At 36.9% G+C, this 16459-nt stretch carries 15 protein-coding genes and 1 riboswitch; of the genes, 13 read left to right on the forward strand and 2 right to left on the reverse strand.

What is annotated here, in order from left to right; all coding sequences use genetic code 11:
• Positions 1 to 104: 104 nt before the first annotated feature.
• From coaBC to spoVM, 10 genes are all read left to right on the forward strand, one after another.
• The gene (coaBC, locus tag ACOI1D_RS01215) at positions 105 to 1319 is read left to right on the forward strand and encodes a bifunctional phosphopantothenoylcysteine decarboxylase/phosphopantothenate--cysteine ligase CoaBC (RefSeq protein WP_422498535.1); all 1215 of its coding nucleotides are present in this window, start codon (positions 105 to 107) and stop codon (positions 1317 to 1319) included.
• The gene (gene priA, locus ACOI1D_RS01220; RefSeq protein WP_422498537.1) at positions 1316 to 3721 is read left to right on the forward strand and encodes a primosomal protein N'; all 2406 of its coding nucleotides are present in this window, start codon (positions 1316 to 1318) and stop codon (positions 3719 to 3721) included. The genes coaBC and priA overlap by 4 nt, the downstream gene beginning before the upstream one ends.
• Positions 3722 to 3773: 52 nt before the next feature.
• Positions 3774 to 4727, forward strand: coding sequence for a methionyl-tRNA formyltransferase (gene fmt, locus ACOI1D_RS01225; protein WP_422498540.1), 954 nt, complete (start codon positions 3774 to 3776; stop codon positions 4725 to 4727).
• On the forward strand, positions 4717 to 6060 hold the full coding sequence (gene rsmB / locus ACOI1D_RS01230; RefSeq protein ID WP_422498542.1) for a 16S rRNA (cytosine(967)-C(5))-methyltransferase RsmB: 1344 nt from the start codon (positions 4717 to 4719) through the stop codon (positions 6058 to 6060). The genes fmt and rsmB overlap by 11 nt, the downstream gene beginning before the upstream one ends.
• Positions 6061 to 6186: 126 nt before the next feature.
• Positions 6187 to 6948, forward strand: a complete 762-nt coding sequence (locus ACOI1D_RS01235; RefSeq protein ID WP_422498544.1) for a Stp1/IreP family PP2C-type Ser/Thr phosphatase — start codon at positions 6187 to 6189, stop codon at positions 6946 to 6948.
• A complete protein-coding gene (gene pknB / locus ACOI1D_RS01240; protein WP_422498546.1) occupies positions 6942 to 9002 on the forward strand; it encodes a Stk1 family PASTA domain-containing Ser/Thr kinase in 2061 nt (686 codons plus the stop codon). The genes ACOI1D_RS01235 and pknB overlap by 7 nt, the downstream gene beginning before the upstream one ends.
• Complete coding sequence (gene rsgA / locus ACOI1D_RS01245; protein WP_422498548.1) at positions 9003 to 9884, forward strand: ribosome small subunit-dependent GTPase A; 882 nt, start codon at positions 9003 to 9005, stop codon at positions 9882 to 9884.
• Position 9885: 1 nt separating this feature from the next.
• Entirely contained in the window at positions 9886 to 10548 is a 663-nt protein-coding gene (rpe, locus tag ACOI1D_RS01250) for a ribulose-phosphate 3-epimerase (RefSeq protein ID WP_422498550.1), read from the forward strand.
• Positions 10549 to 10551: 3 nt separating this feature from the next.
• On the forward strand, positions 10552 to 11199 hold the full coding sequence (locus ACOI1D_RS01255; protein WP_422498552.1) for a thiamine diphosphokinase: 648 nt from the start codon (positions 10552 to 10554) through the stop codon (positions 11197 to 11199).
• A gap of 51 nt (positions 11200 to 11250) precedes the next feature.
• Positions 11251 to 11334, forward strand: a complete 84-nt coding sequence (gene spoVM, locus ACOI1D_RS01260) for a stage V sporulation protein SpoVM (protein ID WP_422498769.1) — start codon at positions 11251 to 11253, stop codon at positions 11332 to 11334.
• Between the two features lie 204 nt (positions 11335 to 11538).
• On the opposite strand, the gene rpmB is transcribed toward spoVM, so the two are convergent.
• Positions 11539 to 11727, reverse strand: coding sequence for a 50S ribosomal protein L28 (gene rpmB / locus ACOI1D_RS01265; RefSeq protein WP_089062798.1), 189 nt, complete (start codon positions 11725 to 11727; stop codon positions 11539 to 11541).
• A 330-nt stretch (positions 11728 to 12057) separates the two neighbouring features.
• Here rpmB and ACOI1D_RS01270 point away from each other — a divergent pair, with 330 nt between their 5' ends.
• The 3 genes from ACOI1D_RS01270 (at position 12058) to ACOI1D_RS01280 (ending at position 15004) form a co-directional block, all read left to right on the forward strand.
• On the forward strand, positions 12058 to 12420 hold the full coding sequence (locus ACOI1D_RS01270; RefSeq protein ID WP_422498555.1) for an Asp23/Gls24 family envelope stress response protein: 363 nt from the start codon (positions 12058 to 12060) through the stop codon (positions 12418 to 12420).
• Positions 12421 to 12457: 37 nt separating this feature from the next.
• A complete protein-coding gene (locus tag ACOI1D_RS01275) occupies positions 12458 to 14122 on the forward strand; it encodes a DAK2 domain-containing protein (protein WP_422498556.1) in 1665 nt (554 codons plus the stop codon).
• A 94-nt stretch (positions 14123 to 14216) separates the two neighbouring features.
• Positions 14217 to 14400, forward strand: a riboswitch (cobalamin riboswitch).
• Positions 14401 to 14533: 133 nt separating this feature from the next.
• Positions 14534 to 15004: an acyl-CoA thioesterase gene (locus ACOI1D_RS01280; RefSeq protein ID WP_422498558.1), complete on the forward strand. Its 471-nt coding sequence runs from the start codon at positions 14534 to 14536 to the stop codon at positions 15002 to 15004.
• A gap of 45 nt (positions 15005 to 15049) precedes the next feature.
• Here the strand turns inward: ACOI1D_RS01280 and ACOI1D_RS01285 are convergent, their stop codons facing one another.
• Complete coding sequence (locus ACOI1D_RS01285; protein WP_422498560.1) at positions 15050 to 16327, reverse strand: NCS2 family permease; 1278 nt, start codon at positions 16325 to 16327, stop codon at positions 15050 to 15052.
• Between the last annotated feature and the right edge of the window lie 132 nt (positions 16328 to 16459).

Here is a 16459-nt window from a genome sequence, read left to right on the forward strand (position 1 = left end):
GTTCCAAAACCATTACTCAGATGCTTCGCTTTTTCTTTAGAAAATGCCATATTATATGGTATAACTGAAGGAGAACAAATAGTAGTAAAGGGGACTAGGTAAAAATGCAAAATAAAAATATTCTTTTAGGTGTATCTGGAGGAATTGCTGCCTACAAAGCTTGTTCTTTAACAAGTAAGCTTACACAGGCTGGAGCAAATGTCCGAGTAATGATGACTGAAAATGCCTCCGAGTTTGTTTCTCCACTAACATTTCAAGCTTTATCAAGAAATCCCGTTTATATAGACACCTTCGATGAAAAGAATCCTCAAAAAATTGCGCATATTGATGTCGCTGATTGGGCTGATATTGCAATTATTGCTCCTGCTACTGCAAACAGTATAGGGAAGTTAGCTAACGGTATAGCAGACGACATGCTTTCAACAACATTACTTGCAACTGAAGCAGATGTTTATATTGCACCAGCTATGAATGTTCATATGTACGCGCATCCAGCAGTAATTAAGAATATGAAACAGCTAGAGCAATGGAACTATTATTTTATCGAGCCGGGTTCGGGCTTTTTAGCTTGTGGCTATGTTGGAAAAGGACGTTTAGAGGAGCCAGAAAGCATTATAGATACAGTCGTCAATCATCAGAATTCAAAAAAAATTCAAGGCCCGATGAATGGTAAAAAAGTGTTGGTGTCAGCTGGTCCAACACGAGAGCAGATTGATCCGGTTAGATTTTTCACAAATCGATCCTCAGGGAAAATGGGTTTTGCTATAGCAGAGGCTGCTGCAGAATTAGGTGCTGAAGTAACGCTAGTAACAGGTCCTGTAAACCTAGAAACCAAAAATACTTCTATTAAAAGAGTAGATGTAATTACATCTGAAGAAATGTATCAAGCAATGCACGATCATTTCGATGATAAAGATGTGGTGATTAAAGCAGCAGCGGTTGCCGATTATCGTCCTAAGCATACATTTATTGAAAAGTTAAAAAAACAGTCTGGAAACTGGAATGTCGAAATGGAGCGGACTCAGGACATTTTGCAATCGTTAGGTGAGATAAAGAATAAACAATTTCTCGTTGGTTTCGCCGCAGAAACTACTCAACCATTAGAATATGGTCTAAAAAAACTACAAAAGAAGAATTTAGATGCGATTGTTATTAACAATGTTTCCAGTGAGGGAGCAGGATTTGAAGGTGACACAAATATCGCAACATATGTTAATGAGTCCCTAAACCCTGAGGAAATTCCCTTGACTACTAAAAAGGAAATGGCATTAAAGCTTCTCGAATTGATTTTACGTGATTTAAGGGATGATAAGTTGTGAGTATAGCAAAAGTTATCGTAGATGTGCCAGCAAAACAGATTAACCAGACTTTTGATTATACTATCCCCGCTAGACTTGAACATGTTATAGTACCTGGGATGCGCGTCACAGTACCATTTGGCCCAAGAAAAATCATGGGTTTTGTCATTGAGCTCACATCCACCTCATCACATACAAAGTTAAAAGAAATTGTAGACGTACTTGATCTTACTCCTGTGCTCACGGAGGAATTAGTAAGGCTAGGACAATGGCTTGCTAAAGACACTGTGAGTTTATATATTACGGCATTTCAGGTGATGCTACCACAAGCGCTTAAATCACATTACAAAAAAGAATTAGTGAGATTGGCCGAGGAACTTGATCCTATAATGGAATCATTATTTGCAGGTAGGGATTTCATTACATATGAAGAATTTTCAGAGTCAAAAGTTCGCTATCAGGAGCTAATTAAGGCTGTTAAAGATGGGGACATTGAGATAGAATACCTGGTTAAATCAAGAATTACCAGGAAGTTTGAAACGATGATTAAACCAGGAATGGCAGATTATTTATTAGAGGAAGCATACAATGATATGTCAAAAAAGGCAAAAAAACAACGTGAACTTCTCTCTTATTTCATTCAGCATAACGAGGCTATTCCAAAGAAAAAATTGATGGATAAAGTTAATACTAGTGCGTCTACAATAAAATCATTACTTGATAAGAAACTTTTGGTTTCAACTAAAATAGAAGTTTATAGAAATCCTTACGATGATGCTACCATAGTACAAACATCGCCTTTGTCACTAACGACTGAGCAAACAGATGCTATAAAACCTATTAAACAATCGATAGAAAACAATACACATGATGTATTTTTGTTACATGGTGTAACGGGTAGTGGCAAAACTGAAGTTTATCTTCAAGCGATTAGTGACGTAATTAAAAAAGGGAAGGAAGCAGTTGTTTTGGTTCCAGAGATATCTCTTACACCTCAAATGGTCCATCGATTTAAGGGGAGGTTTGGATCAGATGTTGCCGTAATGCATAGTGCTTTATCAAGTGGTGAGAAATATGATGAATGGCGCAAAATTTATCAGAAAGAAGTAAAGGTTGTGGTAGGAGCTAGATCCGCAGTCTTTGCTCCATTTGAAAATCTAGGTATTATTATTATTGATGAGGAGCATGAAACGAGTTATAAACAAGAGGATCAACCTCGTTATCATGCTAGAGACGTTGCGATTGAAAGAGGTAAGAATCACCAATGTCCAGTTATTTTAGGTAGTGCTACACCTACACTAGAAACATTTGCACGAGCTCAAAAAGGGGTATACAAACTTGCTACTTTAAGTAAACGGACTAATGAAAAAGCAATGCCAGAAGTAGAAATCGTTGATATGCGTAATGAATTGCATGAAGGAAACCGAACGATGTTTTCCAGAAGATTAAAAGAGAAAATTGAATTGTGCATAGAAAAAAAGGAACAGATAGTTCTTTTGTTAAACAGACGTGGGTATTCAACTTTTGTCATGTGCCGGGATTGTGGTCATGTAAAGGAGTGTCCACACTGTGATATAGCACTAACCTATCATAAAAACTCGAATAGGCTTAAATGCCACTATTGTTCTTACGAGGAGCCCATGCCAACAATATGTCCAGAGTGCTCAAGCGACCTAATTCGTTATTTTGGGACAGGCACACAGCGTGTTGAAGAAGCCCTCGCACAGCTGATTCCAGAAGCTAGGGTAATACGAATGGATGTAGACACAACACGCAGAAAAGGTGCCCATGAAAAGCTGTTGAACCAGTTTGGAAAAGGTGAAGCAGATATACTACTTGGAACACAGATGATCGCGAAAGGATTAGATTTCGAGAATGTTACATTGGTAGGTGTCTTAACTGCCGATTCCATGTTACATTTACCAGATTTTCGTTCTTCAGAAAAAACCTTTCAGCTGCTAACACAAGTAAGTGGTCGAGCTGGTCGGCATGAATTACCAGGTGAAGTTATTGTACAAACGTACACACCTGATCACTATAGTATTGAACTGGCGAGCACCTATAATTTTCCCGATTTTTACCAAAAGGAAATGGCTATGAGAAAGGCTTTTCATTATCCGCCCTATGTATTTCTTACATTAGTAACCGTTTCTCATCCTAATCAAGTAAAAGTGGTGCAAACAACCCAAAAAATTGTACAGGCATTATTGAAATCTGTTAAGGAAGAGACAGTTATATTAGGACCAACACCGTCACCAATGGCAAGAATCAAGGATAGGTATCGTTACCAGTGTATGGTAAAATACAAAAATGAACCAGGATTACGGGATATAATTCAAAACATATTAAATCAATTTGAGTCCGATATTCGTAAAGATGACTTGTTAATATCTGTTGATATGCAACCATATCAAATGATGTAAAGAAAATTAAAACCAGATGTAAGTAATGAAAGAACAGAAAGTAGGTTTTATGATGAAAAAAATCGTATTCATGGGTACACCAGATTTTTCAGTTCCAATCTTACGCAAGCTTGTTGAGGAAGCATATGAGATTATATTGGTCGTCACGCAACCAGATCGACCTAGAGGGAGAAAAAAAGTAATGACTCCTCCACCTGTAAAGACGGAAGCTGAAACACATAATATTCCAGTGTTTCAGCCGGAAAAACTAGCTAAAGATTATCAAAAAATTGTTGATCTTCAGCCCGATCTAATTATAACCGCTGCCTATGGACAGTTGTTACCAGCGTCATTGCTGGAAGTTCCAACATATGGATGTATTAATGTTCATGCTTCCTTATTACCTGAATTAAGGGGTGGAGCACCTATTCACCATGCAATTTTGCAGGGGAAAGAAGAAACAGGAATAACAATTATGTATATGGTAGAAAAGCTTGATGCAGGTGATATTTTAACACAGGAGAAAATTGCTATAGAGAGTAAGGACAATGTTGGTACAATGCATGATAAGTTGGCAGCTACCGGGTCAGCATTACTGATTAATACTCTACCTAAACTGTTCAGAGATGAAATAACACCAGTAGAGCAGGATCATGAGAAGTCCACATTTGCAAGCAATATTAAGCGTGAGCAAGAGGAAATTAACTGGCAAAAAGCAAATAGTGAAATCTATAATCAAATTCGGGGACTGAACCCTTGGCCTGTAGCATTTACGACCTATAATGGAAAACCTCTAAAAATATGGGTTGCTGAACTAGACCAGAATGAATATAACGGATACCCAGGTGAAATAGTAGATACTAGTAACAATGAATTTTTATTAGTAGTTTGTGGTAATAAAAAAGGATTAAGAATAACAGAAATTCAACCATCTGGAAAAAAGAGAATGGCGGTAAAAGATTATTTACTTGGCTCACCAGATCGTTTGAAAATTGGAACAGTATTGGGTGATAGTATTGAAAAATAAACTGCGTGAGACAATTTTAGATTTGCTGCTACGTATAGAAAGTGATAGTGGATTTAGTCATTTAATTATTGATCAGGAAATTAGAACGAATCAACTACCGGACCGAGACGTCAGTCTTTTGACAGAAGTTGTTTATGGAACATTGCAACGAAAACTAACGTTAGATTATTATTTAGAACCATATATGAATTCAAATAAAAAACCAAAGCCTTGGGTAACGATGCTACTGCGAATGTCAGTCTATCAAATGGCTTTCCTGGATAAGGTACCAGATCATGCAATAATTCATGAAGCAGTTGAGATTTCAAAACGAAGAGGTCATAAAGGTATAGCTTCATTAGTTAATGGTGTATTGCGCAATGTTCAAAGGAACGGCTATCCGGATACTTCTAAGATTGATAACGTGGTAAAAAGGTTATCGATTGAAACGAGTCATCCAGAGTGGCTTGTAGACCGATGGTTAAATATGTATGGAATTGGAACTACAGAGCAAATGTGCAAATCAAATCTTGCAAGGAAGCATACATCTATTCGAGTACAACCCTTGAAAATCACAAGGGATAAGGCAATAAGAAAGCTTGAGGAACTTGATTTTGATGTGGAAGAATCAGTGTTTTCCTCACAAGGAATAGTGATCACCAAAGGAAACATATTGAAAACCGATTTATTTAAAGAAGGGTTTTTAACAATCCAGGATCAAAGTTCTATGCTGGTCGCAGAAATGCTGGATGTTAAACATGACATGCAAGTATTAGATACATGCAGTGCTCCGGGAGGTAAGGTAACCCATGTTGCTGAAATAATGGGGAACAAAGGAAACATTTATGCTTATGATTTACACGCCAAAAAAGCAAGACAAATTAATGACAGAGCTGAACAGTTGGGTCTGACGAATATTGAAGCAAATCAAGCAGACGCTCGTACCTTACAGAATGTCCATGAGGATGAGAGCTTTGATCGCATATTAGTTGATGCACCATGTTCTGGTCTCGGGGTAATTCGAGGAAAACCGGAGATTAAATACAATAAAGAAGAATCCGATATTCATAACCTAGCACAAATTCAAGTTGATATTTTAGCAGGGGTTGCCCCATTACTAAAGAAAAATGGTCGATTAATGTATACAACTTGTACGGTTGATAAAGAAGAGAATAACGAAGTGGTAAAAAAGTTTTTGGAAAAACATTCAGACTATACTGTAGACCAAACATTCTTCGATGAACTACCTCAATTTTTAACTAATAATGAGGGTATTTCAAAAGAAGGTTTACAGATGTTTCCTCATACACATAATACCGATGGATTTTTTCTGACTCGTTTAATAAAAAACTAGTGGTAGTTCTTTTTTATTGATAAGCTTCATGTAATAATAGAAAAAGATAGCTTCATGTAAAGGATTGACTAGTTAGTTTTAGTTTTCAGCTCAAAGGCACTTACGCTTTTTTGAAGGGGTGAAAGAATGAAAGGGCAATATGCAACTGATCAGGGTCGCGTTCGAAATCATAATGAAGATGCTGGGGGTATATTTAAGAATAATTATAACCAGTATTTATCTATTGTTGCCGACGGTATGGGTGGACATCAAGCAGGTGATGTAGCAAGTCAGATGGCCACTTCAATTATTGAAGAAAAGTGGCAGGAAACGGATCAGATAAGTAAACCAGAGGAAGCTGAGATGTGGTTAAAAGCGACTATAGAGCAGGTTAACAAAGAAATATATGAAAAGTCAATAAAAGAAGAATCGTGTAAGGGTATGGGTACGACAGTTGTAACTGTTATTCATACCCAGGACTTCGTTACGGTAGCACACATTGGTGATAGTAGATGTTATTTAAAAAATGAAGCTGGATTCAGTCAAATAACTGAAGATCATTCTCTAGTAAATGAACTGGTTAGATCTGGTCAAATATCAAATGAAGATGCAGAACACCATCCTCGTAAAAACGTACTGTTAAAGGCGTTAGGAACAGAGGAAGTCATCTATCCTGATATTCAAACTGTTACATGGGAAACAGACAACATGATTTTACTTTGCTCAGATGGTTTATCAAATAAGGTTTCTGATAGCGAATTACAATCATTTATAACGGGTGATGAATCTTTAGTGGATAAAGTCCAGGGCTTAATAGCATTGGCAAATGAACGTGGAGGCGAGGACAATATTTCACTCGTAATTGTACATCATGAATTGCTAATGGAAGAAGGTGAGAAATCGTGTTAAACGGTCGCCTTTTAAATGAACGTTACAAGGTTAAAGACACCATTGGTGGCGGAGGTATGGCTAACGTTTATTTAGCAAGAGATATTATTTTAGAGCGTGATGTAGCGCTAAAGGTTCTTCGTTTAGAATATGTAAATGATGACGAATTTATCGCTCGGTTTGACCGAGAAGCACAATCAGCCACTAGCCTATCACATCCAAATATCGTTAACATTTTTGATGTCGGTGAAGAAGAACATATTTTATACATGGTAATGGAATATGTTGATGGATTGACTTTAAAAGAATATATTAAAAAATATGGCCCAATAGATGTGGATAAAGCATTAGACATAATGAAGCAAATTAGCTCAGCTATTGGTCATGCACATGCAAATAACATCGTACATAGAGACATTAAACCACAAAATATTCTAATTGATTCATACGGGCAAGTGAAAGTAACTGACTTTGGAATTGCAATAGCATTAAGTGCAACTGCTTTAACCCAAACAAATTCCATATTGGGTTCTGTTCATTATCTATCACCTGAGCAAGCCCGTGGAGGGATGGCAACTAAAAAGTCAGACATTTATTCACTAGGTATTGTTTTATTTGAATTGTTAACAGCCCGATTACCATTTTCCGGACAATCACCTGTTAGTATTGCTTTAAAGCATTTGCAAACTGATACACCTTCAGTAAGGAGATTCAATCAAAATGTTCCACAAAGTGTTGAAAATATAGTGCTAAAAGCTACAGCAAAAGACCCGTTCAATCGTTTTAACACTGTATATGATATGGAGGATGCATTATCCACTGCACTGGAGCCTGAAAGATTAAATGAGGACAAGTTTATACCACCTGTTGGAGTAGGTGAAGAAACAAAGGCAATACCGATTATTACAGATGACCAGATGCATGATAACAGTAATCAAAACACGATTATTCATCAAGCAAACGGTGCAACAAAAGCGTTTGTAGCAAATGATATGGATGTCACAAACGAAAACAAAAGTGATAAGAAAAATGGAAAGAAAAAGAGTAAGAAAAAGAAAATAGTTTTGATTGTTATTCTATTGTCAATTTTATTTGCTTCAAGTGTTGCTGCATTATTTATTGTTCCAAGTCTCATGCAACCTAAGGATGTCACTGTTCCTGATGTGACAGGAATGGAATATGAAAAAGCAGTTGAAAAAGTTGAAGCGTTGAATCTAGATACGGAAAAGGAACTGGCTTTCTCCGAGGATGTTAAAGATGGTGTTGTTATAAGAACAAACCCACCATCTGATAGAATAGTGAAAGAAGAAACAACGATTACGCTTTTTGTAAGTAAGGGTAAGGAAACTGTATCTTTTTCTGATTATGTTGGAAAAGATTTTAGTCAAATTAAACAACTACTAATAGATAAAGGTTTCAAAGAAGAAGAAATAAGTGCTTATGTTAAAACTTCTGATCGTTCACCTGGAATAATTATTGCTCAGGTACAACCTGCTCCAGAAACAGATGTTGTTCCAAGTGAAACTCGGGTAATATTTGAAATAAGTGGAGGACCTGAACTAATACAGGTTGCGAATCTTGAAGACCTCACCAAAAAAGAGGCAGTTGACTACTTACAGGATCAAGGCCTTGTGGCTAATGTAATTGAGGAGTATTCAGAGAGTACTTCAAAAGGTGAAGTGATTAGACAGGAACCTGTAGCAGGTACAGAATTAGAAGAAGGGAAAACGGTAAACATATATATTTCCAAAGGGCCAGAAGAAAAACCTCCTGTCTCACACACTGTAACTTTCACAGTTCCGTATAATCCTGATCAACAACCAGACGATGGTGATGGGGCAACAGATGATCCAAATAAAAAAGATGAGTCACCTGTTGAACAAACAGTAAAGATCTACATTAAAGATGCTCAACATCCATCTATAACTGAACTTTATCAGGAGGATACTATCACGAAGGACAAGGAGTATGAGATAACACTGACAATCGCACCAAATCAAACAGCTGAATACAAGGTTTTTCGTGATGATAAGTTATTTTTAGATAGAACAGTACCATACGAAGGAGTTGAATAAATGGTCGAAGGCAGAATTACTAAGGCGTTAAGTGGGTTCTATTACGTACAGTCCGGTGATGATGTTTATGCATGTAGAGGTAGGGGATTGTTCAGAAATCAAAACATTACTCCTCTAGTTGGGGATTTTGTGGATTTTGATATTAGAGATGGAATGGAAGGCTATTTGATTAACATCAAACCAAGGACTAATGAATTAATTCGTCCGCCTATCGCAAATGTTGATCGGGCTTTCATTATAAGTTCCGCAATTGAACCATCGTTTAGTACCTTATTATTGGATCGATTTTTAGTTCTAATTGAGTCCAAGGATATTCAACCTATTATTATTATTACAAAAATGGATGTCTTGTCTGAACAGGAAAGGGAAAGCATCGAGAATCATGTACAAGCGTACCTGGATATTGGCTACAAAGTTGAAAAAGTGTCGTCTAAGGAACCTTTTGATATTAAAGGAATGGAAAAACATTTCAATGAAGGCGTATCTGTGATTGCAGGACAATCTGGTGTTGGAAAATCATCCTTGCTAAATGCGCTCAAGCCAGAGCTTCAGATCAAAACTGATGATATCTCAAAAAGTCTGGGTCGAGGCAAACATACAACTCGACATGTAGAGCTATTACAACTTTTCGGAGGTTTGGTAGCAGATACCCCTGGGTTTAGCGCGTTGGAATTTAATGAAATTGATTTGGATGAATTAGGCGATTGCTTTCCAGAGATAAGAGACCGTAAAGGTGAGTGTAAATTCCGCGGCTGCATGCATAATAAGGAACCAAAATGTGCTGTCAAGCAAGCTGTAGAGCTAGGCGATATTTCACAATTTCGATATGACCATTATTTAAATTTTTATGAGGAAATACAATCTAGAAAGCCGAGGTATTAATATGACTAAAATTGCACCTTCTATACTTGCATCAGATTTCTCTAAACTTGGACAAGAAGTTCAAGATGTTGAAAAAGGTGGTGCAGATTATATCCACGTTGATGTTATGGATGGACATTTTGTACCGAATATAACCATAGGACCATTAATTGTTCATGCTCTAAAACCGATTACCAACTTACCTTTGGATGTACATTTAATGATTGAAAATCCAGATGCATATATCAAGGAATTTGCAGATGCAGGCGCGTCTATTATTACAGTACATCAAGAGGCCAGCCCACATTTGCATCGGACAATTCAACTGATAAAAAGTTATGATGTAAAGGCAGGAGTCGTCATAAACCCTGCAACACCAGCATTTATGATAAAGGAAATTCTCGCTGAAGTTGATCTAGTATTGCTGATGACAGTTAATCCTGGATTCGGAGGTCAGTCATTTATTTCCGCTGTTATTCCTAAGGTAAAAGAAATTGCAAAATGGCGTGAAGAGCTAGGCTTGTCCTTTGAGATAGAAATTGATGGTGGTGTGAATGTTGATACCGCTAAATTATGTGTTGATGCTGGTGCGGACGTTTTAGTAGCAGGGAGCGCTGTCTATAATAAGCCTGACCGTAAGCAAGCAATACAGGATATTCTTAAAGCAACTTTACAGCCGGAGTAAACAATGAAAACAGTAGGTATTGTTGCAAACGGCCCTTCAGAATTAATTCCCGATTTAACTGGGTATGAGGATGAAGTAGACATATGGATTGGTGCAGACCGCGGTGCATTAACTATTATTAAGTTTGGTATTGATCCTGATTATGCGCTAGGGGACTTTGATTCTATTACAATACAAGAAGAAAAAAGTATTAAAAATAGATCTAAGCATTTTACTAGATACCCTGTTGAAAAGGATCAAACGGACATCGAAATCGCGGTTGAAAAAGGAATGGAATTTGGAAGTGAATTGATTTATTTCTTTGGAGTGACAGGTGGCAGGTTAGATCATGAACTTGTTAATATTCAATTATTATATAGGCTAAAGAAGAGAAACTACTCTGCCATTATTGTTGACCAACTAAACCAGCTTGAAATTTTCACACCTGGAACATACCGAATTGATTCTAATGAAGCATTTCCATACATATCATTTGTTCCAATCTCTGAGCATGTTATAGGGATGTCGTTAGATGGCTTTTACTACCCGCTGAAAGATTTTACTTTGTCATTGGGTTCAACTCGTTGCATTTCAAACAAGCTTCTTTTAAATAATGGTACTTTTTCTTTCAGTGAAGGCATACTATTACTTATAAAGAGTCGTGATGGGTAGGATTAAACGATTCCAAATTAGTTGTGTTTGCAAATGGAGGAGGGGGAACTCATGAAATTTTATACTATTAAGCTCCCAAGGTTTGTCGGTGGATGTGTAAGGCTTGTGATAGGTATGTTTAAGAAAGATAAATAGTTACCTAGGCTTTTGTCATATGACAGAAGCTTCTTTTTTTGTAGACAAGTTTAGAAAATTTGTCCTATCGTCAAGCTTTGATGGTGAAAGCATTAGTCGCATTTAAACTGATATCCAAAAACGTGCTTATCAATGTAAAAAAGCACCCTAAAACATAGGGTGCTTTTTAACCATTTACTAATGTGGTTGTACTTAAAAGGTATATTATACGCGCTCTACTTTACCTGACTTAAGTGCGCGAGCAGAAACATAAACTTTTTTAGGTTTGCCGTCTACCATAATACGTACTTTTTGTACATTAGCTTTCCAATTACGCTTGCTGGAATTCATAGCGTGAGAACGTTGATTTCCACTGTGAGTTTTACGTCCAGTTACAACACATTTTCTAGCCATGTTAATCCCTCCTACTCATACATGTGTCATTTTAATTACTTATATAATTTATCATAATAACTGCAATAACGCAACGAAAAATAGTAGAAAGAGTATGTATAGCTAGAGAAACTAAAAATAACAGGAGTACATAATCTTAGACAAAACCGGTTTACATGCACTGATATAAGCAATGTATCAACCAACCCATCAAGAAAAATGTCTTGACAGAACAAAGGATTTCGTCCATTGTAATAAGAGGATTTGTGTGCTAAAGTACCTGTGCTTTAAAAAAATGCATATTTATAGTAGAATATCCTTAGTAATAGTGGGTATCAAAGGAGGATAACTATGTCCATTGAACTTAACACAAATGATGGTCAGGTAACAATTACAAATGATGTCATAGCAACAATTGCGGGTGGCACAGCTGTTGAATGTTATGGAATTGTTGGAATGGCGTCCAAAAATCAAATTAAAGATGGAATATCTGAGATTTTAAGAAAAGAAAATTTTGCACGAGGTGTTATTGTTCGTCAAGAAGAAGATCATCTCCATATCGACATGTATATTATAGTCAGTTATGGTACAAAAATATCCGAAATAGCACACAACGTGCAATCACAAGTGAAATATACAATGAATAAATCTTTAGGACTGTCTGTAGACTCAGTCAATATCTATATTCAAGGAGTACGTGTAGAAAAAGATTGATCCTTTGTTTATTTGTAGTGAAAGAGGAGGAAGTATAGTGACAGTACGCAAGTTAGATGGTATTGTTTTTGCACAAATGGTACGTTATGGAGCCCACCATTTAGCAAGCAATGCCAAACAAATTGATGCTCTAAATGTATTCCCGGTCCCCGATGGAGATACAGGTACAAACATGAATCTGTCAATGACCTCGGGAGCAAGTGAAGTGAAGAAGTTGGATAGCGCTAATATTTCTGAAGTATCTCTGGCCTTTTCAAAAGGCTTGCTTATGGGCGCCAGGGGCAATTCAGGTGTTATTTTATCCCAAATTTTTCGTGGTTTTGCAAAAGGAATAGATAAGAAAGAAAGCTTAACGACTAAAGATATAGCACATGCATTTGATATAGGTGTTGCTACGGCTTATAAAGCAGTAATGAAACCAGTAGAAGGAACAATCCTGACTGTTGCTAAAGATGCTGCAACAGCTGCGAATCAATCTGCAAAAACAGAAGAAGATGTAATCGCTTTAATGGAAGCAGTTCTAAAAGAAGCAAAAGCATCACTAAAGAGAACCCCTGATCTATTACCTGTTTTAAAAGAAGTTGGAGTAGTTGATTCTGGTGGACAAGGTCTAGTTACAATTTATGAAGGATTTCTATCAGCGCTAAAGGGGGAGGAACTTCCTGATGGTGTAACAACAGAAGTTCATATGGATGAAATGGTTAATGCACAGCACCATAAAATCGCCCAAGACTTCATGGATACAAGTGACATTGAATTTGGTTATTGCACTGAGTTCATGGTTAAATTTGAAGAAGACAAAACTAAAGCAAATCCATATGATGAAGATAACTTCCGCAACGAATTAAGCGAACTAGGTGATTCTTTATTAGTTGTTTCAGATGAAGATGTTATAAAAGTTCACGTTCACGTGGAATATCCTGGTGACGCCATGACGCTTGGTCAGCGTTACGGTAGCTTGATTAATATGAAAATAGAAAACATGCGCGAACAACACACAGCCTTAATTGGAGATGATCCTAAGCAAATAAAGTCTAAGGAAAAAGAACCTTTTGCCATTGTGACAGTTGCAATGGGTACAGGTTTAAAATCTTTGCTTAAGAGTTTAGGAGCCTCAGTTGTTATTGAGGGTGGGCAAACTATGAATCCAAGCACACAGGATATAACAAATGCAATTCTAGAAGCAAACGCAGAAAATGTACTTATTTTACCTAATAACAAAAATATCATAATGGCAGCGGAACAGGCAGCAGAGATAGCAGAGGTTAAAGCAGCTGTAGTTACTACCAAAACGATTCCACAAGGCATTAGTGCGATGCTCGCTTTTCATCCTGATTCTGATATTGAAAAAAATAAGGAAGCAATGCAGGATGCTGCCGGACAAGTCAAGACTGGACAAATTACGTATGCAGTTCGTGATACAAAGATAGATGGAATTACAATTGAAAATGGAAATTTTATGGGAATTGCAGACGGGAAAATAATCGCAACCCATCAAGATCAGGTTGAGACAGTTAAATTGCTGTTAAATGATATGATAACAGCAGAAGATGAAATCCTTACAATTCTTCAAGGAGAAGATGTAAGTGACCAAGAAGTAAGTGAATTGGTACATTATGTAGAGGCAACATATGAGGACATAGAAGTTGAAGTTCATAATGGAAATCAACCAATTTATTCGTATATTTTTTCAGTAGAATAAATTTAATATGATACGTTACTTAACAGGCAGAGGGTAAGCTCTATGCCTGTTTTTTGTTTTTGGATGCTTGCGTTTATAATCTGTTATAATAAATTGAATGAATATACTTTATGGTGACTTGAAAAAGTTGAAAAGGGAAGTTGGTGTGAATCCAACGCGGTCCCGCCACTGTTAATGAGTAGAATCTTTTGCTGACCACTGTTTCTGGGGAGAAATGGGAAGGGAAAAAGATTCAATTACTTATAAGCCAGGAGACCTGCCATAAGGAAGTACATTTTGTCCTACGGGAGATAGGGGGGTGTTTACGTACATAAACTTTCAAGGAAACAAGTTTATTAATGTAGCCATTTTAACATCTTCTTTTTGTAGAGGGTGTTTTTTTGTGTTTAATTTCAAAGAGGGGGGATTAACGTGGAAAATCTAGCTTTACCAACTTCAAAGACGATTCAGACTCGCTTGGTATTACCGCCTGATACAAATCATTTAAATACAATATTTGGAGGTAAGGTACTAGCATATATTGATGAAGTTGCAGCATTAACAGCAATGAAGCATTCAAATAGTGCAGTGGTTACCGCGTCCATAGATTCTGTTGATTTTCTTTCTTCTGCTAAAGTAGGTGATTCGTTAACAATTGAAGCATATGTGACCTATACCGGGATAAGCTCAATGGAGGTCTATGTTAAAGTAATAGCGCGTGACTTGATCAATAACAATGAAACATTAACAACCGAGTCATTCCTAACAATGGTTGCTGTTAATCAGGCTGGTAAACCAATTCCTGTACCAAGGGTTCTGCCACAAACGGATGAAGAAAAACAATTGTATGATACGGCTCCAGCAAGAAGAGAATACAGAAAGAACCGTTCATCACTGCGTTAATCTAGATCAAAAAAACGAGCCTGGTAGAATTACCAGGCTCGTTTTCTAATACCCTATAACCTTCATGAAAAAGTCAAACAGGAATAGGGAGGATATAATCATTAATGCAAAAGAAAGTTCTTTTTGCTTTCCAAGTGCTATTTTTACAATTGGATAAGCAATAAATCCGAATGCCATACCATCAGCAATGCTGTAGGTAAATGGAATCATAACTGCTATAAGAAATGCCGGTAATGCCTCTGATAAATCGTCTAAATAAATGTGACGAATATTTTGGGCCATTAATACACCTACAATTATTAAAATTGGACTTATGGCCGTATTTGGTATGACCGATATCCAAGGAATAATAAATATAGTTGCAAGAAACAGGAGGCTTGCAGTAATGGCTGCTCTTCCTGTTTTTCCATCTGAAGCTATTACTGCTGCATTTTCAGCCGCAGAGACAGTAGGTGACGTACCCAGGAACGCACATGCTAGAGAAGAAAAAGCAGTGACATGATATGCTTTTGTATAACTTTTTTCTCTTTTTAGCATATGAAGCTGTCCATGCAACAGTCCCATATTTTCGAAAATAAGAATCATAGCCAATGGGAAAATTGCTAGCCAAAAGGACAGTTCATCTATAGCAGAAAAAGACGGCATAAATACTAATTCAGATGGATTAACGTTGACTGGATCGCCCTTATTGGAATCCAGAATACCAAAAAAGTATGCCAGGACAGTTCCACTTATCATCGTAATCAGAAAGTTTGCAGGAATATTTTTAACAAATAAAAATATTGCCAGAAATAGTGTTAGTAAACTAACAATTACTGTCGGAGATGAAAAGTCTCCAATTGCTATAATGGTATGTTCACCACTAACAACAAGTCCACTTTTTTCCAGACCGATTAAAATCAAGAAAAATCCTAAACCAACTGTAATAGCGTGTTTAAGTGAACCTGGAATAGCTTCCTTTAATATTAATCCCAAACGACTAAAGGCCGTAATGACAAATATTAGGGATGCAACACATACAACTGCTAGCCCTTCCTGAAAACTTAGCCCTGCACCTTCTACAATAGAATATGCGAAAAGTGCATTTATTCCCATCCCAGGTATTAGAATTAACGGTAGCTTAGCATATAGTCCCATTACGATTGTTCCTACAAAGCTTGCTAAAATAGTTGCCATCATTCCGCTTTCTACCGAAATCCCAGCTTCACTTAGGATAGACCCATTGACGGCTACGATATATACTGTAGTAAGATAACCAATTAACCCTGCAATAATTTCCTTACGCCATGTTCCTTTGGATGTTGTGTTCTTGCTATAAGGCATGTAATCTCCTCATATTCTTTCTATCCCTCTCCCACCCGATTATAAAATTCATAATCCACAAATGATTATTATAAAGGTTTTTGGTATAATTGACAATAGAGCATTACGCACAAATAAAATTTAGGTGGTGGC

The organism is Virgibacillus sp. DJP39 (genome assembly GCF_049310925.1).
Lineage (GTDB): Bacteria > Bacillota > Bacilli > Bacillales > Amphibacillaceae > Virgibacillus_F.

Coding starts and splice junctions, on each gene's coding strand:
- ACOI1D_RS01285 (WP_422498560.1), bottom strand. CDS start 16,327: ATGCCTTATAGCAAGAACACAACATCCAAAGGAACATGGCGTAAGGAA.
- rsgA (WP_422498548.1), top strand. CDS start 9,003: ATGGTCGAAGGCAGAATTACTAAGGCGTTAAGTGGGTTCTATTACGTA.
- ACOI1D_RS01270 (WP_422498555.1), top strand. CDS start 12,058: ATGTCCATTGAACTTAACACAAATGATGGTCAGGTAACAATTACAAAT.
- ACOI1D_RS01235 (WP_422498544.1), top strand. CDS start 6,187: ATGAAAGGGCAATATGCAACTGATCAGGGTCGCGTTCGAAATCATAAT.
- fmt (WP_422498540.1), top strand. CDS start 3,774: ATGAAAAAAATCGTATTCATGGGTACACCAGATTTTTCAGTTCCAATC.
- rpmB (WP_089062798.1), bottom strand. CDS start 11,727: ATGGCTAGAAAATGTGTTGTAACTGGACGTAAAACTCACAGTGGAAAT.
- rpe (WP_422498550.1), top strand. CDS start 9,886: ATGACTAAAATTGCACCTTCTATACTTGCATCAGATTTCTCTAAACTT.
- spoVM (WP_422498769.1), top strand. CDS start 11,251: ATGAAATTTTATACTATTAAGCTCCCAAGGTTTGTCGGTGGATGTGTA.
- ACOI1D_RS01255 (WP_422498552.1), top strand. CDS start 10,552: ATGAAAACAGTAGGTATTGTTGCAAACGGCCCTTCAGAATTAATTCCC.
- coaBC (WP_422498535.1), top strand. CDS start 105: ATGCAAAATAAAAATATTCTTTTAGGTGTATCTGGAGGAATTGCTGCC.